Below are 24,999 nucleotides of genomic sequence, written 5' to 3' on the forward strand. Positions count from 1 at the left end.
GCCAAGTTAGCGGCCCGGCGCAGATGACTCCGCTGCGGCACTGTCCGGGATCGGCACCGGCGCTTCGCCCCAGCCCCGCACCGGCTTGGGCTTGGCAAAGAACAGCGCCACCGCAGCCCCCAGGACAATAACGGCTGCAGGCAGCAGCATTGATTGGCCCATGGCCGTCGAGAATCCCTCATGCAGAGCCTCAGGCAATCGGCCGGAGAACACCAAGGGGCTGGCCTCGCCGGTGGCGCCCGGAGCCTTGGGAAGTTCCTCGGCCAGGCGTGCCTGCATCAGCACGGAGATGGCCGCGCTGCCCAGCACCGCCCCGATCTGCCGGGTCGTGTTGTACACGCCGGAACCCGCACCCGCCTGCCTGGGCGGGAGATTACGTGTTGCTGTTGAGCTCAGCGGTGCCCAGATGCCCGCATTCGCGAAGCCCAGCACAGCGCTCGGCAGCAGGAACAACAGGATGGGTGTGTCCGGGTGCATCAGGGCCGAGTTCCAGAACAAGGCCACGGCCATCAGGACAAGACCGCCGGCGGTAATGTATCTCGGATTGACGCGGTCAATGATTCTACCTACCACCGGCGCCAGCCCACCGGAGATAAGGGCCATCGGGACCATCATCAGGGCCGACTGGGTGGGAGTCATTCCCCGAACCAGCTGGTAGTAGAAAATCAGCGGCAGTCCGAATGACGTCACGGTGAAGCCCACCGTGGTGATGCCGATGTTGGCGAGCGAAAAGTTGCGGTCCCGGAAAAGTCCCAGGGGCAGCAGCGGCTCGCCCTTGTTGAACCGTTGCCAGACCACAAAAGCCACGAGCACCACCAGGCCGGAGATGATCAGGCCCCACACCGAGACGGGGCCTGCAATGATCCCCCATTTGTACGCCTCGCCTTCCTGGATTCCGAAGACGAGCAGGAAGAGGCCGACGGCGCTGAGCACCACTCCGGGGATGTCGAACTTGTGCTGGTGCTTGGCAAGCGATGGCACCAGTCGCCAGGCGAGGACAAATCCCATGATGCCGATGGGCACGTTGATGAAGAAAATCCATTCCCAGCCGAGGCTGTCCACCAGCACACCGCCAAGGATGGGGCCCACCAGGGTGGCCACCCCGGCTGTGGCGCCCCACAAACCCATGGCTGCGCCGCGGCGGTCGGGCGGGAAAATCCTCGTAATCACGGCCATGGTCTGCGGTGTCATCATGGCTGCTCCGAGGCCTTGGAGCACCCGGGCGGTAATGAGTGTCCGGATGTCGCCTGACAGGCCGCACCACAGGGAGGCAAGGGTAAAGACCACAAGGCCGGCGAGGTACAGGTTCTTGGGGCCGAACCGGTCGCCAAGCCTGCCGGTGATCAGCAGCGGCACGGCATAGGCCAGCAAATACGCGCTGGTCACCCAGATCACGGCGTTAACGTCCGCGTCCAGCGCCTTCATGATGCTCGGGTTCGCTACCGACACAATGGTGGTGTCGATCAGGATCATAAAAAAGCCGATCACCAATGACCAGAGAGCCGGCCATGGTTTAGTTACGTTTTCCACAGTGTTCCTTTGAAAGCCGGGCTCTCAAGACCCGGTAACGGCGATTAATCCAGCAGTGCCAGGATGTCCGCGCGTGCGAACATCTCCGCTGCCGCACGGGCAGACGGAGTGCCGGCATCGGGGTCCGCACCGGCATCCAGCAGCACCCGGGCCACCTCGGTGTACCCCTTGAAGACAGCACCGGCAAGCGGCGTCTGCCCGCGGTCGTTGGCCGCGTTGGCGTCGCCGCCGTGGTGGAGCACCAGCTGCACAGTCTCGGCGTGGCCGTGGTAGGCAGCCAGCATCAGGAGTGAATCGCCGGCCGCGTTGGTCATGGCGCCGGGCGCCCCCGCGTTGAGATAGCTGCGGAGCAGGTTGGTCTCGCCGTCGCGGGCAGCCTGGAACAGAGTCTCGGCGAGCGCCAGCGTTTCGTCGTCTGGCGTGTTGTCTTCGGTCATCAGCGTGTACCCCTCAGGAATCCGGTCTGGCGGCCCACCACCTGGCCGGCGTCGGGCGCCACGATTACCTCCTGGGCAGCCGTATACGGTTCGTCGCCGTCCATGACGGTCAGTATTTCATCCGGGGCGACGGAACGCTTGATAACGGCCAAAGCCACGGGCCCCATCTCGTAGTGCTGGGCAACGGAGGTGACCACACCGACCTTGCGCTCCCCCAGCCGGACCTCGCTGCCCACTTCGGGCATGGTGTGCTGCGAGCCGTCCAACTGCAGGAAGACGAGCCGGCGCGGCGGGTGGCCCAGGTTGTGTACGCGGGCCACGGTTTCCTGGCCCTTGTAGCAGCCCTTTGACAGATGGACGGCTGTGCGGAGAAGGTCGAGCTCATGCGGGATGGTTTTGTCATCCGTTTCGGCCCCCAGCCGCGGACGCCAGGCAGCAATCCGCAGCGCCTCGGCGGCCCACACACCGGCAAGCGGGCGGTCACCCAGTGTGGCTTCCAACTCAGCAACGGGGACGAGGTACTCGAACCACGGGCGATCCATTCCCGGATGTGCGTCTTCGCTCACCACTGAGTAGGCATAGCCGCCGGCACCGACATGCGGCCAGGGGTCCTCCCATACCTTCAGGGCAGACCATTCCCGCACGGCCCTGCTGGAGCCAAGAACGGCCCAGTCAGCGGAGACATCCGCAATCTCGACGCGCAGCATGAATTTCATCTTGCCGAGCCACTCAGCAAGAGGCCCCGCCTCGGCGGCCTCAACGATCAGCCAGGTGGTCCCGCCGTCGTCCACTACGCGTGCGTCGAACTCGATGCGCCCCTGGACGCTGAGCAACAGGAGCTCAGTGGATTCACCTGCCGGAAGACTGGTGAGCTGCTGCGAGGAGAGGGTGTTGAGCCAGCTCAGGCGATCGGGGCCGGTGACGGTCACAATTCCGCGATGGGAAAGATCCACGACGGCGGTTCCGGCAGCCAGCGCACGCTGCTCACGCAGCGGCTCGCCGTAATGGGACGCGACGCCGGAATCCGGGCCGCCCGCCTCGACGGCACCCGGGCGCGACAGGAGGGGGCTCTTGATAGTCATATAGGGGGAACATCCTTTGCGTGGTGTGTATTCCGGCGGACAGGCCCGCTCACCGGCCCCCGGCTACCGGCCGAAATCAGCGGTATTCCGGATTTTCGAAGTCAAACCTGGTTCCGGCCTTCCATTCTTCGGGAAGGTTGCCGTAGGCGGGAATTCCGCCGGAGTCCTTAAGCATGCGGGCGAAATGCAACAGATTCCACGTCATGAACGTGGTGTTGCGGTTGGTGAAGTCGCTCTCCGGACCACCGGACCCTTCGTCCAGATAACTCGGCCCCGGACCAACCGGCCCTATCCACCCGGCGTCGGCCTGCGGGGGGATGGTGAACCCGACGTGCTGGAGGCTGTAGAGAACGTTCATGGCGCAGTGCTTGATGCCGTCCTCGTTCCCGGTGATGAGGCAGCCGCCCACTTTCGGATAAAACGCCCACTGCCCTTTCTCATTGAGCTGGCCCGAGTGGGCGTACAGGCGTTCAATGAGCTTTTTGGTCTGGGAGGAATTGTCGCCGAGCCAGATAGGGCCTGCCACCACCACGATGTCGGCCGACTCGACAGCCGGGTACAGCTCCGGCCATTCATCTGCCCTCCAGCCGTGCTCGCGCATATCCGGGTACACACCGCTGGCGATCTCATGATCCACGGTTCGAATCACCGTTGTGCCGACGCCCTGCTTTTCCATGATCAGCCGGCTGATGTTGATCAGGCCGTCAGTGTTGCTGGTTTCCGGCGACTTCTTGAGGGTGCCGTTGAAGAAGACGGCCTTGAGATCGCTGTAGTCCTTGGCTCGCTCAGGATGATTCACTGTGTTGCTCCCTGCATTCGCTGGAGAACGGAGTATTCGGTGAGGCCTAGCTTACTTTCTTAAGGAAGGCTGAAGCATGGGGTCCGAGCCCGTTGCCCGGCGCGGACTTTTCAGCGGCTCCGCCACCGGTGGCAACGTCCCAGCGCCACAGCAGATTACCGTCCACCAGCCCGAAGATCCGGGTGGCCGCACTGTAATCCTTGGAGTGGCTTCCGCGCATCACCATGTCCGTGGTGAGCTGGATCTGGGGGCCCTTGATCTGCCCGTAGTACAGCTCGGAGATGCCGCCGGGGTGGGCGATGGATACGGAAATATCAAAACCGCCGTCACCGTTGCGAAGCGCCTCGACTTCATCGGCGCTCTTCAACGCAGGGACGATGTCGGCAGGTCTCAGGCCAGGCCCGCCGTCGGCGTCCAGCAGTTTTCGCTCTAGCGCCCAAAAACCCGTCTCAACTGTGAGCGGCCGCAGCTGCGTGCCGTCGTCGTCCGTCAACCAGCTTTCAGCGCGGTACTGGAGGTACGGCAGGCCGTTATGCGTGAACGCCATGCGCTGGAAGAAGTGCTCTGAATCCTCGTCGCCGCTGCCGAGCCTCCCGCGGCCTTCCCACTCACCAATGAGCCAGGACAGCGGAACGAGTTCGGAGGTCAGATCCGTGGGAATCTCAATCGGCACAGGACTGCTTACTTCTGGCCCTTGAACAGGCGGTAGACCACAAAGCCGGCGAACCAGGCCATGGAAAGGCTGGCAATGCCGAGCAGGACCAGGAAGACAATCTCAAATGCAAGTACGGACATGATGCCATCCTAACGCTTTAGTAGATGAGTAGTTTATCTATGAAGTAGGCGAGGGAACCCACCGCTGAAACGGGCCCCAGGCCCATGCTCAGGGCTGCAAGGAAGTTGATCGGTCCTCCTCGGAGGGTTACCAGCCGGCGGAAGCTCACCAGGACAGCCCCCACCACCACCCCGAAGACTGCGGCCGGCAGGACCGCGATATCGGAGAAAACAACGCCAGCGAGCGGACCGGCCAGCCCGGCCAGGATGACTCCCAGCGGCGCCACGATCCGGTCCGGCCATTGGATCAGGCCGGCAAGGAGAGCAACCGCAGCGCTGACGCCCGCAACAAGCAGCATTTCCTTGACGCCGTTGAATCGCGCGCCTGCGATCCAGCCTGCTCCCAGACACGAAAGCAACACCCCCACGCAGCAACCAAGGGTGGACTCCAGGCGCTGGGCCTGCCCGGTACCCCGGATCAGCTGCACCACAAATATGGCCATCACACCCAGGGCGATAAAAGCCGGAGTCCAGTTCAGGAAACCCGGCGCCGGAACATAGTAAGCGGCCACGGCAGAGCCTGCACCGGGGAGCCCGATCACGGCCGCAAGGGTCTTTTTTGCGGGAATCCCCAAATAGTGCGGCCAGCCGATACCAACAGCAAGCGCAACAACCACAGCGAGGGCCAGCAGCGCACCAGGCGAGACATAGACGCTGCCAACGATGGCTGCAACGCCGACGAGACCGATCACCCCGACGCTCCAGAACTTCACTGCATGCCCACTGTCCGGAGGCCCGCTTTTTCAAACCCTGCCGTGAAACTCAACTTCGACTCTGCACTCAACTTCGCTGCGTCCTCATCCTGGCGGTGCCCTCGGCGGGCTGCGGTGCCCGCAATGGGCAGTTCCCTCTCGGGCTTCGGTCCCTGACGGTTCAATCCTGCCCTATATGACCCGGATATGTCGTAAAACGGGCCCGCTGCACCCCGCAACCAGTGTCTGTTTAGGGCTGGTTAGGTATACTCAGAACTCAGCTACGCTTCCTGCAACGGGTGCCGGTCAGCATGTTTTGTCGATGTCCCTGACCCAATGCAGGTAGCCAGTACCGGCCGGTGAAAGCCCGGTTCAGACGCCCAAAGATGCGCGGACGGCCCCCTGGAGGAACAATGTCGCACATCCTGCTACTGACGAACAGCACTGGATCATCGGTGGATATTCTGCCTGCCTTGGAGCTTCTCAACCACCGCGTACATATTCTGGCCGCCGAGCCCACGGCCCTCCTCGAGACGGACCCCTGTGACATCGTCCTGCTGGACGCCCGCAAGGACCTGGTGGGGGCACGCTCCCTGACGCAGCTCCTCAAGGCCACGGGACTGAGCGCGCCGCTGGTGCTGATCCTGACCGAAGGCGGCATGGCCGCAGTATCCTCCGCCTGGGCCGTTGATGACATCGTGCTCGATTCCGCGGGCCCCGCGGAAGTAGAGGCCCGCTTCCGGCTGGCCATGGCGAAGGCCGTTGCGGACAAAGAAGACGCCCCTACCGAAATCCGGGCTGCCGGCGTCGTTATCGATGAAGCCAGCTATACCGCCCGGGTCAACGGCGCACCGCTGAATCTCACGTTCAAGGAATTCGAGCTCCTGAAGTACCTGGCCCAGCACCCGGGACGCGTCTTTACCCGCCAGCAGCTGCTCACCGAGGTATGGGGCTACGACTACTACGGCGGCACCCGGACTGTGGATGTCCACGTCCGGCGGCTTCGCGCCAAGCTCGGCGCGGACCACGAAAACCTGATCAGCACCGTACGGAATGTGGGTTACCGGCTCACGCTCGTGCGACAGCAGGAAGACGAGCTCACTGAAGCCTGACGCGGCAAGCGGCCTGATGGAAACAGACTTAAGCAGAACAGCCCCGGACGTTTAAGCCCGGGGCTGTTCTTGATCCGTGGAGCAATCTGTGGAGGACATACGGGTCGAACGTATCGAGGCCACCCCAGTGGTGGATCCCCCTCGCATCCGCATCGGAATGCCGGACGAAATATCGACTATACGTCCCTTGGGGCGCATGCATCAAATCCGGCGCACAATCCGTGCTGGCCGTATAACCTTGCACCATGAGTTCTGCGCATCCGGAAAACTGGCCCATACTCGTTGTCAAAGGCACCGTGGATGAGCGGCTGATGAAGGATATCCGGGCCGTTCTGGTGTCCGCCGAAGAGTCTGACGGCAATCCTTCCTTGTCCGAGCAGACACTTGTGACGCTCCGTGCCGCGGACACCGGCGCCCACTCTCTGCTCACCCTTGCCCTTTATTCACCGGATGAGAAGTCCGATCCGGCCACGGCGCAGGATCTGGCCGGGTTTGCCGTGGTGGTGCAGGAAGCAGACGGCACCGGAGTTCTCGAAATTGCGGTGCACCCCAGTTACCGCAACCAGGGAGTCGCTGACCGTCTGGTGAGCACGCTCAAGACATCCCGCGGCTTTGACGGGCTGAAGGCCTGGTCACACGGCAACCACGAGGCCGCAGCGGATCTCGCAGCCCGGTTCGGTTACGGTCCCGTCCGTGAACTGTGGAAGATGCGGCTCACCACTGCGGCGGCGGAGTTGCCCGACGCCGGCCTCCCGGACGGGGTGGCTCTCCGTGCCTTTGTGCCAGGCCAGGACGAAGACGCCTGGCTTGCGGCCAACCGGGCCGCCTTTGCACATCACCCCGAGCAAGGTGCCATGACACGCGCGGATCTCGAGGCGAGAATGGCCGAGGACTGGTTCGACCCCGCGGGATTCCTGTTGGCGGTGGACAGGTCCGGTCAGATTCTGGGGTTCCACTGGACCAAGGTCCATGCTCGTCATGGCAGCCATCCTGCCGTGGGAGAGGTCTACGTAGTGGGGGTAACGCCGCAATCACAGGGCATGGGCCTGGGCAAGGCGCTCACTGTGGCAGGAATCCGGTACCTTCAGCAGCTGGGCCTGCACGCTGTCATGCTTTACACGGATGCGGACAACATTCCCGCCGTGGCGCTGTACCGGCAACTGGGCTTCACACGGTGGGACGTTGACGTTATGTACGGGCCGTTAACCAAGGGTTAATCCGATCCCCTGACGTTCGGTGCGCCCGGCCTGAAATCTGGGCCTGCGTCCGGATGAATGCTTGTAAGGTTGAAGCTAAATCGCGCCAGCAGCACGCGCCAGCACTCAAGGAGAGACCATGCAACGGGAATCCGCCGGAACAGCCACGTCTGAAGCCAAGGCTGCGCCTGTGCGTGCCCGTTTCGGCTCCTCCGAAGTACCGGCTTCCCGCGCCACCCAGGACCGGATCGACATTCCGGAGTTCGCACCGAATCTGGAGCCCGAAGGCGACATCCGGCCGGACCGTTTCCTGGACCGCGAGCTCAGCTGGCTGTCCTTCAACTCCAGGGTCCTGGAGCTTGCGGAAGACGCCAACCTACACCTCCTGGAACGCGTCGGCTTCCTGTCCATTTTTGCGTCCAACCTTGACGAATTCTTCATGGTCCGGGTGGCCGGCCTGAAACGCCGCATCGCCACGGGCCTGGCTGTTCCATCACCCGCGGGGCTGAGTCCGGTGGAGGTCCTGGAGCAGATCGGCGAGGAGGCACACCGCCTCCAGCAACGCCACGCCCGGGTCTATGCGGAGCAGATCCGGCCGGCCCTCGCCTACGAGCACATCCACCTCATGCATTGGAATGAGCTGGACGATCAGGCCAAAGACCAGCTCAGCATCATGTTTGCGGAGAAGGTTTTCCCCATCCTGACGCCGCTGGCCGTTGATCCCGCCCACCCGTTTCCCTACATTTCCGGGCTGTCCCTGAATCTGGCAGTGGTGGTGCGAAACCCGGTGAGTGACAAGGAACTGTTCGCCCGTGTCAAGGTCCCTGACCAGCTCCCCCGGCTGATCTCTATCGACGGCCCCCGTGCCGGTGCCGTGCCGGGCCGGGTGGCGCGGTTCATTGCGCTGGAGGAGGTCATTGCGGTCCATCTGGACAAGCTCTTCGCCGGCATGGAAGTCCTGGAGCACCACATCTTCCGCGTCACCCGCAATGAGGACCTGGAGGTGGAAGAGGACGACGCCGAGAACCTGCTGCAGGCGCTCGAAAAGGAGCTGCTGCGGCGCCGTTTCGGCCCTCCCGTTCGGCTGGAAGTCACCAACGACATCAACCCCAATATCCGGGCGCTGCTGATACGAGAACTGGGAGTTGAGGAATCCGAGGTCTATTCGGTTCCCGCTCCTTTGGACCTGCGCGGACTTTCGGTCATCGCCGGGATCGACCGTGCCGACCTGCACTACCCCAAGCACGTGCCCCACACCTCGCGCTACCTTAACGAATCCGAGACATCCAAGGCGGCTAACGTCTTCGCGGCCATGCGCCGCAGGGACATACTGCTGCACCACCCCTACGATTCCTTCTCCACATCCGTGCAGGCTTTCCTCGAACAGGCCGCGGCCGACCCCAAGGTCCAGGCCATCAAACAGACCCTGTACCGCACGTCCGGCGATTCCCCGATCGTGGATGCCCTCATCGATGCTGCCGAAGCCGGCAAACAGGTTCTGGCCCTGGTGGAAATCAAGGCACGCTTTGACGAGCAGGCCAACATCTCCTGGGCACGAAAACTCGAACAGGCCGGCGTGCATGTTGTCTACGGCATCGTTGGGCTGAAGACACACTGCAAACTGTCTCTGGTGGTCCGCCAGGAAGTGGACGGACTGCGCCGCTACTGCCACATCGGCACCGGTAACTACCACCCGCGGACGGCCCGCTATTACGAAGACCTTGGCCTGCTGACCGCCAACGAACAGGTGGGTGAAGACCTTTCCAAGCTCTTCAACCAGCTCTCTGGCTATGCCCCGAAATCCACCTTCAAGCGATTGCTGGTTGCCCCTCGTTCCGTGCGCTCAGGCCTGATCGACCGAATCGAGACCGAGATCAGGAATGCCCGCGCCGGAATTGCCGCGAGGGTCCAAATCAAGGTCAACTCCATTGTGGACGAGGCCATCATCGACGCCCTCTACCGGGCTTCCCAGTCAGGTGTGAAGGTGGACGTGATTGTCCGCGGCATCTGTTCGCTGCGTCCGGGCGTTCCGGGGCTGAGTGAGAACATCACCGTCCGCTCAGTGCTGGGCCGCTTCCTGGAGCACTCACGCGTCTTCGCCTTTGCCAACAGCGGGAATCCGGTGGTCTACATCGGTTCGGCGGACATGATGCACCGCAACCTGGACCGCAGGGTTGAGGCCCTCGTTCAGCTGGCCAGCGGCGAGGACACCACGTACGTGCTGGATCTGCTGGACCGGTACATGGACCCGGAAACAGCCAGCTGGCACCTGGACAACGGTGGTGAATGGACCCGTCATCATCTGGCAGAGGATGATAGCAATCTCGATGATATCCAGTCGTGGCTGCTCGCATCCCGCTCCCGTCAGCGTTCGTCGAGCCGGCGCTAGGAAACGCTGCATTGAAGAGCGATTCCCCCGTAAGCGACCAGACCGACCATCCGGGCGAGCCAGTGGCCATTACGGCCGCAGGAGCCTTGCCGTGGCGTGTGAACAAGGACAACCTGGAAGTGCTGCTGATCCATCGGCCCCGGTACGATGACTGGTCCTGGCCAAAGGGCAAGCTCGACGCCGGCGAAACAGTCCCTGAATGCGCGGTCCGCGAGGTTGAGGAAGAGATCGGGCTGACGGCAACTCTTGGGGTCCCGCTCCCGCCCATCCACTACCATGTCTCGGCCGGGCTGAAGGTTGTCCATTACTGGGCGGTGGAAGTCAACGGCAGCCCCTTGCGCCCTGACGGCAAGGAAGTGGACAGCGTGATGTGGTGCGCCCCCGAGAAGGCGGCCAGCCTGCTGAGCAATCCCTCCGACGTCGATCCCTTGAACCATCTGGTTGACGCCCACCACAACAAGGAACTCGCAACATGGCCGCTGGTGATTGTGCGCCATGCCAAGGCGAAGCCTCGATCGTCCTGGAGCAAGGCTGAGGGCGAGCGTCCGCTGGCAGCAACAGGGATCCGGCAGGCGCAGGCCGTCAAGCGCCTGCTGCAGGCCTGGCGGCCGCTTCGCGTGTTGAGCAGCCCCTGGCTCCGGTGCGTCGCCACCATTGCGCCCTATGCCAAAGCCGTGGATGCCAAGGTGAAACTGGCGGATGCGCTGACCGAACACCGGCATGGCCGAAGCCCTCGGAAGACTGCCCAGGTGACTGAGTCCCTTTTTGACAAACAGCGGGCTGTTGCCGTATGCACCCACCGCCCCGCATTGCCTACGGTCCTGGCCCAACTGGCCGTTCACATGAATTCGCAGCTGCGCGCCCTGCTGCCTTCATCGGATCCGTACCTGACGCCCGGTGAAATCATCGTGTGCCAGGTGGCCCACGGCAGCAAGAATAAAATAGTGTCCGTGGAGCAGTTCAAGCCGTTCGACGACTGAACACGCCCCGTTGCTCTATCACTTTTGGTAGCCATTTGCCGGTTTAGGGACGCAAAGTGATAGAGCAACGGGAGAACCGGGCTCCTTTGACGTCCTGAAACAATCTGCTCCGGATCATCGTCACGAACCGGCTGCTGCGGACGGTTGCCACGATTGCGGCCGGCCTCGCTGCCATAGCCGGCAACTTCGCCGCCCGGCCAGGCCCTTTCTCAGGCGCAACGTCACGGATCAATGCAGCCGGGCTTGGGTCCGCATGCGTGCTCCTGCTCATGTGGAGGTGGCAGCCGCCCCGATGGAATCCCGACGCCGGCACGGCACCGTGGTGGCAGTTTGCGGTCCCGCCGGGCGAAGTGGCGCAGCCCCTGCGGAGGTGACTGCCGCCGTCGACCTCTTGGTGCAGGCCGGACGGGACGCCGGTCTAAGCGACGAAACGTTGCTTGATCTGCTCCGCGGCAGACTCCGGGGCCCAGGTCCGTCACAGTAGACTTGTGCCGTGACTATTCCAACGCCCTACGAAGACCTCCTGCGCGACGTCATGGCCAACGGCACGCACAAATCCGACCGTACCGGAACCGGTACCAGCAGTGTTTTCGGACGCCAGCTGCGCTTCGATCTGAGCAGGAGTTTTCCGCTGATCACCACCAAACGGGTGCATTTCAAGTCCGTGGCAGTGGAGCTGCTCTGGTTCCTGCGCGGCGAGAGCAACGTCAAATGGATGCAGGACCAGGGCACGACCATCTGGAACGAGTGGGCAGATGCGGACGGCGAGCTCGGCCCCGTGTACGGCGTCCAGTGGCGCAGCTGGCCCACACCGGATGGCGGCCACATCGACCAGATCTCCGAGCTGATCGAGAACCTGAAAGCCAACCCGGATTCGCGGCGGCACATTGTGTCCGCCTGGAACGTGTCCGAACTCAAGGACATGGCGCTGCCGCCTTGCCACGCGTTCTTCCAGTTTTACGTGGCCGACGGAAAGCTGTCCTGCCAGCTCTATCAGCGCTCTGCCGACATGTTCCTGGGCGTGCCCTTCAACATCGCCTCCTATGCCCTGCTGACCTGCATGATCGCGCAACAGGTGGGCCTGGAGCCCGGCGAGTTCGTCTGGACCGGGGGCGATGTCCACATTTATGACAACCACATGGACCAGGTCCTCAAGCAGCTGGAACGGGAACCTTATGAGTACCCGCAGCTGGAGTTCAGCCGCAAACCCGGCTCGATCTTCGACTACACCCTCGACGATTTCACTGTGGCCGGATATCGCCACCACCCCACGATTAAGGCGCCGATAGCCGTATGAGCACCAACGATCCGTCCGGACCCATGCCCCTGATTTTCACCGAAGAGGTGGCCGCGTCGATGACCGGCATCGGGCTGGTGTGGGCGCAGACCACCGCCGGAGTGATCGGCAAGGACGGCGACATGCCGTGGCACCTGCCGGAAGACATGAAGCATTTCACCAGGCTGACCACCGGCCACCCCGTCATCATGGGACGGAAAACGTGGCTGTCGTTTCCGGCGAAGTACCGCCCCTTGCCCGGGCGCACCAACATTGTGATCACCCGCCAAAACGGCTGGGGGCAGACGGCTGAGGCCGAGGGCGCCCTGGTGGTCGGATCCCTGGACGACGCCTTGCTGGAATCCCAGTTCGCGCCGGGCGGGCAGAAAGTCTGGATCATTGGCGGCGGCGAAATCTTCAGGCAGTCCATGGACATCGCGGATATCGCCATCGTCACGGTGATCGATTCCGAGGCTGAAGGTGACACCTACGCCCCTGAGCTGGGCGACGACTGGAAGTTCGGAACCATAGTGCCCCCGGAAGGCTGGATGACCGCCACCAACGGTACCCGGTACCGGTTCACCATGTGGCGCCGGGCGGAGGGCTAAATGCTGAAGAAGCCGGAAACCCTCTTTGTCCTGGGCTACATGCTTCTGCCGCTACTGGCGCTGCTCTCCGCCATCGTGGGACTGACCATGATTCTGGGCGGCAACAAGATCATGGGCGCCATAGTGCTCGTGGTGATCACGCAGGTATTCGCGTTCGGCGCGGTGTTTGCGCTGCGCAAGCGCAGGACGGTGCTGCTGGAAGAGCACGACGGCGGCCGGTAGCCGTAGTCGGTACTGCACAGCGGCGATGACGTAACCAACAGCGGTGCAGGGCTCCCGAAGCCCTAAGCTGGGCTCATGACACACTCAGTTGGACTGGTCGGTTGGCGTGGCATGGTCGGTTCTGTCCTGATGCAGCGCATGCAGGATGAGGGCGACTTCGCCAACATCAACCCGGTATTTTTCTCCACTTCGAACGCAGGAGGTGCCGCCCCGTCGTTTGCTGCTGGGGCCGGCAAGCTCGAGGACGCGTTCGACGTCGAGACACTGGCGAAGCTGCCGATTATTGTCACGGCCCAGGGCGGTGACTACACCAAGAAGGTTCACGGCGAACTGCGCAGCGCCGGCTGGGACGGCCTCTGGATCGATGCCGCCTCCACCCTGCGCATGAACGAGGACTCCATCATCGTCCTGGACCCCATCAACCGCGACGTCATCGACACAGGCCTGGCCGGCGGCACCAAGGACTTCATCGGCGGCAACTGCACCGTCTCCTGCATGCTGATGGGCCTGGGCGGACTGTTCAAGAACGGCCTGGTGGAATGGGGCACGTCCATGACCTACCAGGCTGCGTCCGGTGGCGGTGCGCGCCACATGCGCGAGCTCCTCAGCCAGTTCGGCACGCTCAACGCCGAGGTCAGCACCGAACTTGACGACCCGGCGTCGGCCATTCTGGACATCGACCGCAAAGTCCTGGCACACCAGCGCACCGACATCGACGCCAGCCATTTCGGTGTCCCGCTGGCTGGCTCCCTGATCCCCTGGATCGACGCGGACCTGGGCAACGGGCAGTCCAAGGAAGAGTGGAAGGCTGGGGTGGAAACGAACAAAATCCTGGGCACCTCCGGCGAAGACCACATCATCATGGACGGCCTGTGCATCAGGATCGGCGCCATGCGATCGCACTCCCAGGCGCTCACGCTCAAGCTCCGCGAAGACCTCTCCGTGGCTGAGATCGAGAAGCTTCTGACCGAGGACAACCAGTGGGCCAAGGTGGTTCCGAACAACAAGGACGCCTCCATGGCTGACCTGACCCCGGTGGCGGCCTCCGGCACGCTCGACATCCCTGTTGGCCGCATCCGCAAGCTGGAAATGGGCCCGCAGTACATCAGCGCCTTCACCGTAGGCGACCAGCTCCTCTGGGGCGCCGCCGAACCGCTGCGCCGGATGCTCAATATCGCCACTGGTACGCTCTAGGCTCCTGCCGCATGAAAGAGCTGGGCCGCACGGCAGGTCCGCAGGCTTCCTTAGCCGGCGAGGAACCGGGTGTAACGCCCGGCCGCCTTCCGGAAACCCGCCGCCGCAGCCGGTCCCAGCGGCTTCGCATCGTCGAACGGAACAGGGACGACGCCGGCAGCCTGGCCGGTGCCTTGCCTCCCCCAGGTGCCGATGATTTGGCCGCCTGACACGATGGTCTTTTTGAACACGCCGTTGTTGCCGGGAACAATTTTCGCGGCATGCTCCGGGGCCAGCACCAGGCTGCGGTCTGCGTAGCCCAGCAGAAATTCGTCGAACCCCGGCAACGCGAGAACAGTGCGCTGGCCGGGGACGGCGTCGTCGAGCAGTTCCGCAGTCTCCGGCGAAAGCCAGTAACTGCAGTCGCCCAAAACCAACTCAACGAGCCGGTCCCGTATGTCCTCAAAGACGTCCCGGACCTCAGTCAGCGGAATCTGCGTCCACCACGAAAAATCCCTGAGAGTGGCGGGCCCATGGCTGCTGAAGTACCGCAGCATAAACTCCGCGATGGCCTCCCGCCGCTCCAGCTTCCACGACACGGGGATCCATTCGTCGAAGGCAACCATGAGCTGCTGATTCCCCGCCATGGGACCCTGCACCAGCCACGCGTATTGGCACAGCGAAGCAAGCAGGTGGATGCCTCGCTGGTTCAGTGTTCCCTGCCCGGCAGCTTCAAAAACGCCAAACAGTTCCTGCCGGGTTGCGGCTCCACCTCCGGAAACCCGGTCGAGAGCGAGGTCACGGCACTTCTCGACGTCCGAGTACGTGATGTCCAGTTCGCGGTGCCTCGTGGTCACGCCCCGCATGAGGCGTTCGTTGGTGACACCCAGCATCCATTGGAGGTCTTCGGGAATGACCAGATGGAGGGTGCCACGCATGGGCCATGAGCGGACCACCTGCCCGGAATCAAGGGCGGCCCTGACGTCGCTCAGCCCGGCTCCGGGCACCCGCACGCCAATGGCCCACATCGCCGCCGCAAGATCCTGTGCCTGCGTGGCCGTCATCCAGCGGACAGCATCGGGAATGGACGCGAATCCGGACCCCAGCAGCCCCTGCGACGCCAGACGCAGCCTGCCCATGATTTTCGGAGTGACCCGGAACCCCGCCGCAGTTGCCATGCCATTCATCCTAGATCCAGTGGCGGTCAATTACTGTCCGCAACTGCCGAGGTGGCGTGCCGTCCTGAACCGGGCCTACAGCTCCACGCCAATAAGCAGCGGCTCCGGGTGCAGTTCAACGCCAAAACGTTCGACGACGCCGCCACGCACCTGGCGCGCTATCGCCACTATGTCCGCTGCGGTGGCTGTGCCGCGATTAGTGATGGCCAGGGTGTGTTTGGTGGACAACGAGGCCCGGCCACCGGACACGCTTCCGGTCTCCAGCCCGAAGCCCTTGCCGAATCCGGCCTGGTCGATAAGCCACGCCGCAGAAAGCTTGACGAGTCCGTCCGTGCCCGCCGGATACTGCGGGGCATCCTCAGGGAGCCCTGCCGCAACGTCCGCGGGAACAATCGGGTTCGTGAAGAAGGAACCCGTGGAATAGGTGTCGCGGTCAGCAGGATCCAAGACCATGCCTTTGGATGCCCGCAACCGGAGAACTTCGCGCCGGACATCGCTGGAGTAGGCGCGCTTGCCCGGCTCCACACCAAGCACCCGTGCCAGCTCGGCGTACCGGATGGGCGCACTCATCCGCCCCAGCGGCAGCTGAAACTCAACCGTGAGCACCACGTAGCGCGGGGAGCCGTTTTCGGTGCTCTGCTTGAGGATGGAGTCCCGGTACCCGAACTTCAGCTCCGAACTGGTGAAAGTCTGTACGGCATTGAGCTCACGGTCCCACGTCCGCACCGCCGCGATGGTCTGGGAAACGTCCGCACCGTAGGCACCCACGTTCTGGACGGGGGTAGCTCCGGTGGCACCGGGAATACCGGACAGGGCTTCAATTCCCGACCACGCATGCCGTACGGCGTGCTCTACAAAGGCATCCCAGTTGTGGCCAGCCTGGACAACCGCCGCAACTCCACCGCAGGAATCCTCGGCATTGACCACAAACCCCTGGGATGCGATCTTCAGTACGGTACCCGGGAACCCGTCGTCGGAAATCAGCAGATTGGATCCGCCGCCGATGATCAGCAGCTGCTCCCCCGCGGAGTCCGCCGTGCGGACGGCATCAATGATCTCAGCCTCCGTCCGGGCCTCGATGTAGGTGCCGGCGGGTCCGCCGACGCCGGCAGTGGTCAGCTCGGAAAGCATTGTCTGGGTCACCCGTCCAGCCTAACCGGCATCAAACCGCATCAAAACCCATCATGCAACCGCTCGATTAGGAAAGCTTCCGGGCCACGGGGGACAGCAGGAAGCTCATCACCAGCATGACCATCACGGCCAGCAGGGAATGCAGGATTCCCACATGCTCGGCCAACAGCCCCAGCAGCGGGGGTCCGCAGAGGAACGCGCCATAGCCGATGGTTGAAACCACGGAGACGCGCGCAGCTGCTTTCCGCGGATCATCGGCAGCCGCCGACATGCCCACCGGGAACCCCAGCGAGGCCCCCAGGCCCCAGACGGCGAGCGCCACATAGGCCAGCCACGGCTCCGGCGCGAAGACGAACAGCCCCAGGCCCAGCACAGCCAACGCCGCGCACCAACGCATCACCGGCACCCTGCCGAACCTGTCCAGCACCAGCGTCCCGGCAAACCGTCCAATGGTCATGAACGTGACAAACAGGCCGTAGCCGGCCGCGCCCGCGGCGTCTGATTGGCCGTGGCCGTCGGCAAGAGCCAGTGCCACCCAGTCGCCCGCGGCGCCTTCGGCGAGCGCCAAGCCAAGCACCAGCAGGCCCAGCAAAAGGGTGCGCTTGTCCCGCCAGGCCTCGGCGATCTTGCGTTTGTTGTCCAGCGGGACTTGGGCCTCGGTGCTTTGCCGGATGATGGGGACCGGCCCCGTGGAGGGATCTTCGAAGTTGTCCGGTTTGAAGGTCCGTTCACGGTCGACGGGCGTGGCATCGGCGCGGAACCAGGCGGCCGCCGTCGTCACGGATACAGCAACCAGCAGCCCTGCCGCAGCGAGATGCCAGAATACCGGAACGGACGCTCCGGCGGCCCAGGCTCCAATCCCGGCACCGGCAACCGTTCCCAGGCTGAAGGCGCCGTGCAGCCGCGGCATGATGTGACGCCGCACGGCGCGCTCCACTGCGGCACCTTCCACGTTGGACGCGGTGTTCCAGCTGGCGGTACCAAGGCCAATCACTGCAAGACCGGCAGCGACAGCCAGCGGGCTGGTCAGCACGGAGGTGCCGAACCCGGCCAGGACCAGTCCGCCACCGACCATGATGCTGCCGATCCGGGTGGTCATTTTCGAGCCGAGCCGCAACACGATCAGCCCGGACGCGGACACCGAGATAAAGGACCCAAGCGTCATGCAGAGCAGCAGGAGGCCGATGTTCCCTGGCGTCAGATCAAGGCCGTCGCGGATGGCCGGAAGCCGGGAGACCCATGAGGAGAAGGCGATGCCGCTTGCGGCGTACGCTGCCACCACTGCGTTACGCCAGTATGTGACCTCAACGGCCTGGACCGTGCCGTTCCGGCTCAAGTCACCTTCACGGACTAAGCCAGCCTGACCAGCGCTTGGGCCTTCATCAGCACCTTCTGGCCGGCCGACACCACGGTGAGGTCCACGCGGGCGGTGCCGGCATCGGCGTCGAGCGCTCCAATGGCGCCGCTGACCTCGATCACGGCACCGGCCTCCGTTGTACCGGTGGTATCTGTCACCGGGACCGGCCTGGTAAAGCGGGTCTGGAAATCGACGACGGCGGCGGGGTCGCCGGCCCAGTCGGTCACCAGCTGCACCGCGGCACCCATGGTGAACATACCGTGCGCAATAACGCCCGGCAGCTCAACGCCGGTGGCGAAGGCCTCATTCCAGTGGATCGGGTTGAAGTCGCCGGAGGCGCCGGCGTACTTGACCAGGTCCTGGCGGGTGACGCTGATGCTGCTGCTGCCGATGTCCTGGCCGACGGCAAGGTCCGCGAAGGCGGGGCGCGTGGATGTAGGGGTCATGATTACTGTCCCTCTCCGCGGACCAGGATGGAAGATTTTGTGGTGGCTACGCTTTCGCGGTCAGCGCCCTCAGTCACGGCAAAGATTTCCGAACGGGTCGTGATCATGGCCCCGCCGCCCATGGCGCGGACGCCGTCAACGTGCAGTTCGGCAACCAGCCGGTCCCCCGCAACAATAGGGCGGTGGTGGGTGAACCGCTGGTCGGCGTGGACCACGCGGGTAAAGTCGATTCCGGAGTCCGGGTCCTCGATCAGCTGGGCGTCCGCCCGCTGCGCCACAATGATCGCGAAAGTGGGCGGAGCTACCAGATCGCGGTGCCCCAGAGCCTTGGCCGCATCCACGTCAAAGTGGGCGGGGTGCGTGGCTTTGACAGCGCGGGCGAACTCGCGAATCTTCTCCCGGCCGACGTCGTACACCTCTGCGGCAGGGTAGCTACGGCCCTGCAGATCCGGATTGATAGTCATGGCCTCAAGCCTATCGCGCAGGGTCGGCATGAAACGCAGCTTACTTTTTGTAGCTCTTCCGGATCTGCTGCCCGCGGGCAACCAGGCCCACCACATGCAGGATGAGGCCCAATCCGATGACCGGCAGCGAAGCCACCATCAGCCCCTGGTTGTGAGTGGTGTTGCCCACCAGATTCAGGATGATGCCGACGGCGATCAGGCCCATCGCGCTGAAGACCAGGACTTTGTAGGACGTGGACGCCGTGGCCCAGAATTCGTTCAGCACCCACCTATTCTAGACGATATGAGTGTGGGCGGCCTATGAGGCTGAGGCCCTCCCATGCTGCTGACTGGCAGGGGCTGACAGCCTATGCTCAGTCCATGAGAAGCCTCATCAGGTGGCTCGCCGCTGTGGCGGTGTTGACGCTGGTGTGCGGTGCTGTGGACGTGTCCCTCCAGCAGCTGGGATGCCAGTCAGCGAATGACCGGCCCGGGGAACTCGTGGCCTTCGCACTCCAGCACCCGGATGTATTGCCCGGACCGCACCTGGACCTGGCGCAGGACGGGCCGCCCTTCGTGAACGTCTATGCAGCGGACGGAACTCCGCTCAGCGGTACCGGTTTCCTCAACGGCGGGCTGGCCCGGCTCCCCCAGGGGGTGCGTGACGACGCCCATACAAACGGCATGGACACGGTGACCTGGCAGCCACAGGAGGGAGTGCGCTATGCGGTGACGGCCCGGTCCGCCGAAGACCGGGTGATGGTGGCGGGGCAATCGCTGAAAGCCACCGAGGTCCGTGCCGGGCGCACCTTGGCCTATCTGGCGGCCGGCTGGCTGGGCTCCGTGCTGGTACTCGCCGCTGCCTTTCTGTTGACCGGAGCATGGAGATTCCGGAACTAGAAAAGGGCTTCCTGCACGCCGGGTATCTCCGATGTGAAGTCCCCCAGCTCGATCAGCCGGGCCTTCAGCAGGCCCAGGTTCACCACAAAGCAGAGCTCCGAGCCCTCCAATATCGCCAGCCCATAGCTCCCGCACAAGGAACCGAGGGCGAACCCGTGGACGCCGCCGGACAGCCCGAGCCTGTACGGGTGCCTCAATTCCGGCCTGCAGAGCTCCGCGGCCTGGGCAGGCCGAACCCACTGTTCGTCAACGGTTTCAAAGCCTTCGACGGCGGTTTGCCCTAGTATTTCCCTGACTTCGCCGGCGAGGCGCCGGTTGAGTCTGTCGAGTTCGGCTCCGGGAAGCGGTCCCGTGAATGAGGCGGCTTTCGCGGCGGAACGGATTTGCTGGGCCAGGCCGGTTTCACGCGTGACCATGTCCTCCAGAACTCGCACCACACGGCCGTCGTCCGCCGCGGCAACGTAGCGCGCAACTACGGTGCCCTGCTCTGCCAGCCTGTTCCACTTCCGAAGGTGCGACGCTGTGCCCACCTTGCTGGCGCCGCTGGCGAACGTGGCCACATACAGCCAATGCGGCTGCATCAGGTAGGACCTCAGCCCGGGCGGGACCCGGCCGCCACGGTGGAAATCGTGGATCAGGCGGGAATCGTCCGCCACAAAACAGCGCTCACACTGGCTGCCCCTCGCAGCCGGAGACTGGTCCTTGCAGGGCACATGGCTGCGCTCGGTGGGGGAAAACACCTTGTGGTGGCCCAGACAGTACCTATCATCTGCGGCCAGCCGGAAGCCGAGCCGGGCACCGGCGCCGAGCGACAACTCCCGGAACCCGCCGGAAAGCCGCTGCAGACGCAGAACCGGGCGGCCGCCGTCGTGATTCACGGAACGCGGCGGCGGACCATCCCAAAAGACCCCGTGGACCAGATAACGGGTATCGGTCACGGGGCCTCCTGAGGTTGTGAGGTTGCTCCTGCGGTGCCTAAAGCGCCGGCTGTACCCCGAAGGCTACCGCGAGCTTCATGATCTTCTCGGCGCGGCCCAGGCGCGGCAGGTCCGAGCCGTCCCGGATCACGCGGCCGTTGGCCTCGAAATCGGACATGAAGTCAGTGGCCCAGGCGACGTCCGACGGTGTGGGGCTGATGACCTCGTTGATGATGCTGGTCTGGTCGATGGCGAGGCAGAGCTTGCCGGTCATGCCCATCATCACGGTCACGCCGGTCTGCTCGCGCAGAATCGGGTGGTTGGTGCCCACGGTGGGTCCGTCGATGGGGCCGGGCAGGTTACCTACACGGCTGGCCACAACCAGCTTGGCCCGCGGATACGCCATGGCTTCCGCCGTGGCCGACATGCCCGTATCGCGGCGGAAATCACCGGAACCGAAGGCAAGCCTGAACACACCCTGGGCCCTGGAGATGTGGTTGGCTTCCTCGATGCCGAGGGCGGATTCCACCAGTGCGATGACGGGAGTTTTGCCGTCCATCCGGTGGAAGCTTTCCGTCACCTGATCGGCGGATTCGGTCTTGGCCAGCACGACACCGAGCAGGCCGGGCGTGCCGCGGAGGCCGGCAAGGTCGTCAGCCCAAAACCGGCTGGTGGCATCGTTGATGCGGACCCAGGCCTTGCCGCCGCCGGCCAGCCAGTTCACCACGTGTCCGCGGGCCTCGTCTTTCTGCGACGGGTCAACGGCGTCCTCAATGTCCAGAATGATCGAGTCCGCACGGGAAACGGCTGACTGGTCAAAGAGTTCGGTTTTCATTGCGTTGACCAGGAGCCAGGAACGGGCGATCTCAGCGGGAATGTTGCGTTCTGGCCGTGCAGTTGGGGCGGCGGTGGTAGAGGTCATGGATCTACCGTATCCGCCCCGCCCCCGCCAAGGCGACGATGACCGGTGCGTGGCAGCGACCAATACGAACAAAACAGCGATTCTAGACCCGGCCGGAGTGTCCCGCCGGTCCCCGGTCATGGAGATTCATGCCACGAAACAGGACGACTCATGACACTCCGTTGCGCCTTGTTTCCGCGGATTTCCGGGGGTTTCGCGTGATGACAGGAAGGCTTTTCATCGCTTCCCGATTGCGCTTACATCGTTCCAACGGCCCACGATCCAGCCAACGAGCCGGCCGGCAGACCGATGGCATCCGCCAGTTCAGCAAACTCTGAAGGAACCCCATGAAACGACCCCTGACCATTCTCAGCGCTGCGGCCGCCGTCGCGGGCGACATTCCGGTGGGCGTGGCCGGCCGGCCGAGCCAGGCAATCCAGGGCGACTCCAGCACGTACTCCGTGGTGGCGCCGCTCTAGGTCCCATTCACGCAGGTAGCTCGCATTTGTGGTTGTTCCGAGCGCTCGGAACGACCACAAATGCGAGCCAGTTGGGTTAGGGGATGTTGCTCCCCCGGGCCGTGACCCACAACCGGTACCACTCGGCCCGGGTCATGGCCACCGCAACATCCGCTGCCCCGGCACACGCGCGGATCCGCTCCGGATGGGCGGTCCCGATCACCGGCGCGACGCCCGCTGGATGGTTCATCAGCCATCCCAGCAGGATGGCCTCGCCGGTGGTCCCCTTGTCGTCCGCCAACTGCGCCACCAGCGCAGCAGTGGCAGTCTCCGCCGCCGTCGGAGTTTCCGACGGCGCCCCGGTGAACACTCCGCGAGCCAAGGAACCATAGGCCTGAAGGGTAATGCCTTCCCGCGCACAGAACTCCAGGGTGCCGTGCGGGAAGCTGTAGTCCACTGATTCCACATGGTTCACCAGGACGGTGCTCTCCAGCCAGGCACGCTTGAGCAGGCTCATCTCGAGCTGGTTTGCGACCACCGGCATCTCAAGGTGATCCTGCAGGGCAGCGATCTGAGCGCCGGACATATTGGACACACCCAGTTGGCGCACCTTGCCTTCGTCGACTAACTGCCCGACGGCGGATGCCACCTCTGCGGGGAGCATCAGCGGATCCGGGCGGTGCAGCATCAGGACGTCAACATGGTCCGTCCGCAACCGTTGGAGGCTACCGTTCACCCGTTCCAGGATGGACTCCCGGCTGAGGTCGTAGTGGGTATCCAGCCCGCGTTCGTTGAGCCTGATCCCGCACTTGGTCTGCAGCCGGATCCGCTCCCGCAATCCGGGTGTGCTTGCGAGGACCTCGCCAAAGACTGCCTCGGACTTGCCCCTGCGGTAAATGTCGGCGTGATCGAACAGCGTGATGCCGATCTCCAGGGCGGCTTCTATGGCGGCGCCGGCCTGGTCCACCTGCGCCGCCCCATATGGCTCATCGGACCAGCTGCCGCCGAGCCCCATGCAGCCGTATATCAGTTCCTGCATCAGCGCAGCCAGGCAGTGGTGCAGGCGGGCAGCTTGCCGTTTTCCAGCGGACCGCTGCTGACCACCACCTCGCCGGCCGGAAGCTCCACTGACTCGTCACCGAAGTTCATGACGGTCTGCCAGCCGCCCGGACGGCTGAAGTGCAGCACGTCGGCGCTGCCGGTCTCATGCCAATCCAGCTGTTCTTCGGTCTGCAGTTCGCGGCGCAGCTTCAGCGCCGCGCGGTAGAGCTCGAGGGTGGAACCCTCGGTGCCGTCCTGCGCCTCGACGGCGTACTTGCTGAACCAGTCCGGCTGCGGCAGGTGCGCCCCGCCGTCGCCGAAACCGAAGGAGGTTCCTTCAACAGACCACGGCAGCGGCACCCGGCAGCCGTCGCGGCCAACTTCCACACCCTTGTTCCGGAAGAACGACGGGTCCTGGCGTTCGGAGTCGGGGATTTGCGCCACTTCCTGGAGGCCCAGTTCCTCCCCCTGGTACAGGTAGGCCGAGCCCGGGACCGCGAGCATCAGCAGCGTGGCTGCACGGGCGCGGCGCTCCCCGAGCTCCACGTCCAGCTCCTCCCTCGCTCCGCCGGCCAGCAGCCAGCCCTTTCCATCCTGGCCCCTGGCGTGCTTCTTGCCCGTGGGGCCCTTGGGCAGGCCGTAGCGCGTGGCATGCCGGACGACGTCGTGGTTGGAGAAAACCCAGGTGGACGAGGCTCCGGTGGCCTTGGCCTCTGCCAGGTTGCGGGTAATGATTTCGCGGAAGTCCCCGGCGTCGAAGTCGGCTTGGAGCAGGTCGAAGTTGAACGCCTGGCCCAGGCCTTCGGGGCTCGCGTAGCGGGCGCGGCGGGTTTCGTGCACCCAGGCCTCGGCCACGGCGGTGCGTGGCGGGTTGTACTCGTTGAAGACTTCACGCCACTCGGCGTAGATCCCGTGGACTTCGTCACGGTCCCAGAACGGGTGCGAGCCGTCGTCGAAGCCGTCTGTACCGGTGTTTGCCGCGCTCAGCTCAGGCTTCGAGAGCAGCGGTTCGGTGAGGTCTTTTGTCAGGGCGTGGGCGACGTCGACCCGGAAGCCGTCCACGCCGCGGTCGGACCAGAAACGCAGGGTCTTGAGGAAGTCGTCGCGGATTTCACGGTTGGCCCAGTTCAGATCCGGCTGCTCCTTGGCGAAGATGTGCATATACCACTGGCCGGGGGTGCCGTCCGGTTCGGTGATGCGCTCCCAGGCGGGCCCGCCGAAGACAGAGTCCCAGTCCGACGGCGGGAACTCACCGTTCGCACCCTTGCCGTCACGGAAGATGTAGCGCTCGCGTGCGGCGGAGCTTTTCGGTGCGGCGAGAGCTTCCTGGAACCATTCGTGCCGGTTGGAAGAGTGGTTGGGGACGATGTCCGCGATCAGCTTGATGCCGGCGGTGTGCAGGGCCGCCGCCATCTCGTCGAAGTCGGCCAGGGTGCCCAGCTTCGGGTCCACATCGCGGTAATCGTCGACGTCGTATCCGCCGTCGGCGAGCGCTGACGGGTAAAACGGGCTCAGCCAGACGGCGTCGATCCCCAGGGATTTCAGGTACGGCACCTTGGCCGTGATGCCCTTGATGTCGCCCAGGCCGTCGCCGTTCGAGTCGGAAAAGCTCCGCGGGTAGATCTGGTAGACCGAGGCCTGGCGCCACCAGTTCGGATCGGCTGCGAGGTTTGCATCGGACAGGGTTGCCAGCGTGGCGGTGGTGGACAAAAGGAAGTTCCTTCGGGAGTCGGGCGGGGGCTGCTTGTGTGGGCGGGGCTGTAGCCGCGGCTGGGACTGCCGGAATCGGCCGGACTGTTTTGGCCAGAGTATGCATGTGCCGGCCATGTTTCGGTCCGAGTATATTTAGATAGTATCTAAATATACTCACTCGAATATTATGGGCCGGGCTCAACAG

Annotated in this window: 26 protein-coding genes; 10 read left to right on the forward strand and 16 right to left on the reverse strand. The window is 64.1% G+C overall.

Annotated features, from left to right (window positions below):
- Positions 1-6: 6 nt before the first annotated feature.
- From ACQCST_RS15495 to ACQCST_RS15520, 6 genes are all read right to left on the reverse strand, one after another.
- Positions 7-1,530, reverse strand: coding sequence for a DHA2 family efflux MFS transporter permease subunit (locus tag ACQCST_RS15495; RefSeq protein WP_426996623.1), 1,524 nt, complete (start codon positions 1,528-1,530; stop codon positions 7-9).
- Positions 1,531-1,574: 44 nt separating this feature from the next.
- Positions 1,575-1,967 (reverse strand): ankyrin repeat domain-containing protein, encoded by a 393-nt coding sequence (locus ACQCST_RS15500; RefSeq protein WP_426996624.1) that lies wholly within the window; start codon positions 1,965-1,967, stop codon positions 1,575-1,577.
- Complete coding sequence (locus ACQCST_RS15505) at positions 1,967-3,049, reverse strand: YgfZ/GcvT domain-containing protein (RefSeq protein ID WP_426996625.1); 1,083 nt, start codon at positions 3,047-3,049, stop codon at positions 1,967-1,969. The genes ACQCST_RS15500 and ACQCST_RS15505 overlap by 1 nt, the downstream gene beginning before the upstream one ends.
- A gap of 76 nt (positions 3,050-3,125) precedes the next feature.
- A complete protein-coding gene (locus ACQCST_RS15510) occupies positions 3,126-3,848 on the reverse strand; it encodes a flavodoxin family protein (RefSeq protein WP_426996626.1) in 723 nt (240 codons plus the stop codon).
- 46 nt (positions 3,849-3,894) lie between these two features.
- Positions 3,895-4,521 carry an FABP family protein gene (locus ACQCST_RS15515; protein WP_426996627.1) on the reverse strand — a complete coding sequence of 209 codons (627 nt, stop codon included), beginning with the start codon at positions 4,519-4,521 and terminating at the stop codon, positions 3,895-3,897.
- Between the two features lie 139 nt (positions 4,522-4,660).
- On the reverse strand, positions 4,661-5,395 hold the full coding sequence (locus ACQCST_RS15520) for a permease (RefSeq protein WP_426996628.1): 735 nt from the start codon (positions 5,393-5,395) through the stop codon (positions 4,661-4,663).
- 392 nt (positions 5,396-5,787) lie between these two features.
- On the opposite strand from ACQCST_RS15520, the gene ACQCST_RS15525 reads away from it, so the two are divergent.
- The 8 genes from ACQCST_RS15525 to asd all read left to right on the forward strand — a co-directional run bounded on the left by ACQCST_RS15525 (position 5,788) and on the right by asd (position 14,351).
- Positions 5,788-6,486, forward strand: coding sequence for a winged helix-turn-helix transcriptional regulator (locus tag ACQCST_RS15525; protein WP_426996629.1), 699 nt, complete (start codon positions 5,788-5,790; stop codon positions 6,484-6,486).
- 245 nt (positions 6,487-6,731) lie between these two features.
- Positions 6,732-7,703, forward strand: a complete 972-nt coding sequence (mshD, locus tag ACQCST_RS15530) for a mycothiol synthase (RefSeq protein ID WP_426996630.1) — start codon at positions 6,732-6,734, stop codon at positions 7,701-7,703.
- Positions 7,704-7,821: 118 nt separating this feature from the next.
- Positions 7,822-10,071 (forward strand): RNA degradosome polyphosphate kinase, encoded by a 2,250-nt coding sequence (locus ACQCST_RS15535; protein ID WP_426996631.1) that lies wholly within the window; start codon positions 7,822-7,824, stop codon positions 10,069-10,071.
- 11 nt (positions 10,072-10,082) lie between these two features.
- A complete protein-coding gene (locus ACQCST_RS15540; RefSeq protein WP_426996632.1) occupies positions 10,083-11,051 on the forward strand; it encodes an NUDIX hydrolase in 969 nt (322 codons plus the stop codon).
- Between the two features lie 493 nt (positions 11,052-11,544).
- Entirely contained in the window at positions 11,545-12,348 is an 804-nt protein-coding gene (locus ACQCST_RS15545) for a thymidylate synthase (protein ID WP_426996633.1), read from the forward strand.
- A complete protein-coding gene (locus ACQCST_RS15550; protein ID WP_426996634.1) occupies positions 12,345-12,935 on the forward strand; it encodes a dihydrofolate reductase in 591 nt (196 codons plus the stop codon). The genes ACQCST_RS15545 and ACQCST_RS15550 overlap by 4 nt, the downstream gene beginning before the upstream one ends.
- The gene (locus ACQCST_RS15555) at positions 12,936-13,157 is read left to right on the forward strand and encodes an NF038396 family protein (RefSeq protein WP_426996635.1); all 222 of its coding nucleotides are present in this window, start codon (positions 12,936-12,938) and stop codon (positions 13,155-13,157) included.
- A 75-nt stretch (positions 13,158-13,232) separates the two neighbouring features.
- Positions 13,233-14,351: an aspartate-semialdehyde dehydrogenase gene (gene asd, locus ACQCST_RS15560; protein ID WP_426996636.1), complete on the forward strand. Its 1,119-nt coding sequence runs from the start codon at positions 13,233-13,235 to the stop codon at positions 14,349-14,351.
- A 50-nt stretch (positions 14,352-14,401) separates the two neighbouring features.
- Here asd and ACQCST_RS15565 read toward each other — a convergent pair whose 3' ends face one another.
- The 6 genes from ACQCST_RS15565 to ACQCST_RS15590 form a co-directional block, all read right to left on the reverse strand.
- Positions 14,402-15,508 carry a winged helix DNA-binding domain-containing protein gene (locus tag ACQCST_RS15565; RefSeq protein ID WP_426996637.1) on the reverse strand — a complete coding sequence of 369 codons (1,107 nt, stop codon included), beginning with the start codon at positions 15,506-15,508 and terminating at the stop codon, positions 14,402-14,404.
- 75 nt (positions 15,509-15,583) lie between these two features.
- The gene (locus tag ACQCST_RS15570; RefSeq protein WP_426996638.1) at positions 15,584-16,651 is read right to left on the reverse strand and encodes a UDP-N-acetylmuramate dehydrogenase; all 1,068 of its coding nucleotides are present in this window, start codon (positions 16,649-16,651) and stop codon (positions 15,584-15,586) included.
- A 55-nt stretch (positions 16,652-16,706) separates the two neighbouring features.
- Positions 16,707-17,975 carry an MFS transporter gene (locus tag ACQCST_RS15575; RefSeq protein ID WP_426996639.1) on the reverse strand — a complete coding sequence of 423 codons (1,269 nt, stop codon included), beginning with the start codon at positions 17,973-17,975 and terminating at the stop codon, positions 16,707-16,709.
- 14 nt (positions 17,976-17,989) lie between these two features.
- Positions 17,990-18,442 (reverse strand): MaoC family dehydratase, encoded by a 453-nt coding sequence (locus ACQCST_RS15580; RefSeq protein ID WP_426996640.1) that lies wholly within the window; start codon positions 18,440-18,442, stop codon positions 17,990-17,992.
- Positions 18,443-18,444: 2 nt separating this feature from the next.
- A complete protein-coding gene (locus ACQCST_RS15585; protein WP_426996641.1) occupies positions 18,445-18,906 on the reverse strand; it encodes an FAS1-like dehydratase domain-containing protein in 462 nt (153 codons plus the stop codon).
- A gap of 40 nt (positions 18,907-18,946) precedes the next feature.
- Positions 18,947-19,171, reverse strand: coding sequence for a DUF3188 domain-containing protein (locus tag ACQCST_RS15590; protein WP_426996642.1), 225 nt, complete (start codon positions 19,169-19,171; stop codon positions 18,947-18,949).
- Between the two features lie 95 nt (positions 19,172-19,266).
- On the opposite strand from ACQCST_RS15590, the gene ACQCST_RS15595 reads away from it, so the two are divergent.
- The gene (locus ACQCST_RS15595) at positions 19,267-19,785 is read left to right on the forward strand and encodes a hypothetical protein (protein WP_426996643.1); all 519 of its coding nucleotides are present in this window, start codon (positions 19,267-19,269) and stop codon (positions 19,783-19,785) included.
- Here the strand turns inward: ACQCST_RS15595 and ACQCST_RS15600 are convergent.
- Together ACQCST_RS15600 and ACQCST_RS15605 are read right to left on the reverse strand one after the other, a co-directional pair.
- Complete coding sequence (locus ACQCST_RS15600) at positions 19,782-20,723, reverse strand: DUF2797 domain-containing protein (RefSeq protein ID WP_426996644.1); 942 nt, start codon at positions 20,721-20,723, stop codon at positions 19,782-19,784. The genes ACQCST_RS15595 and ACQCST_RS15600 overlap by 4 nt on opposite strands.
- A 37-nt stretch (positions 20,724-20,760) precedes the next feature.
- On the reverse strand, positions 20,761-21,624 hold the full coding sequence (locus ACQCST_RS15605) for an HpcH/HpaI aldolase/citrate lyase family protein (protein ID WP_426996645.1): 864 nt from the start codon (positions 21,622-21,624) through the stop codon (positions 20,761-20,763).
- Between the two features lie 326 nt (positions 21,625-21,950).
- On the opposite strand from ACQCST_RS15605, the gene ACQCST_RS15610 reads away from it, so the two are divergent.
- A complete protein-coding gene (locus ACQCST_RS15610) occupies positions 21,951-22,082 on the forward strand; it encodes a hypothetical protein (RefSeq protein ID WP_426996646.1) in 132 nt (43 codons plus the stop codon).
- Between the two features lie 76 nt (positions 22,083-22,158).
- Here ACQCST_RS15610 and ACQCST_RS15615 read toward each other — a convergent pair whose 3' ends face one another.
- Both ACQCST_RS15615 and ACQCST_RS15620 read right to left on the reverse strand, forming a co-directional pair.
- Positions 22,159-23,100 (reverse strand): aldo/keto reductase, encoded by a 942-nt coding sequence (locus tag ACQCST_RS15615; RefSeq protein WP_426996647.1) that lies wholly within the window; start codon positions 23,098-23,100, stop codon positions 22,159-22,161.
- Entirely contained in the window at positions 23,100-24,812 is a 1,713-nt protein-coding gene (locus tag ACQCST_RS15620; RefSeq protein ID WP_426996648.1) for a glycoside hydrolase family 13 protein, read from the reverse strand. The genes ACQCST_RS15615 and ACQCST_RS15620 overlap by 1 nt, the downstream gene beginning before the upstream one ends.
- Between the last annotated feature and the right edge of the window lie 187 nt (positions 24,813-24,999).

The organism is Pseudarthrobacter sp. N5 (assembly GCF_050157035.1).
Lineage (GTDB): Bacteria > Actinomycetota > Actinomycetes > Actinomycetales > Micrococcaceae > Arthrobacter.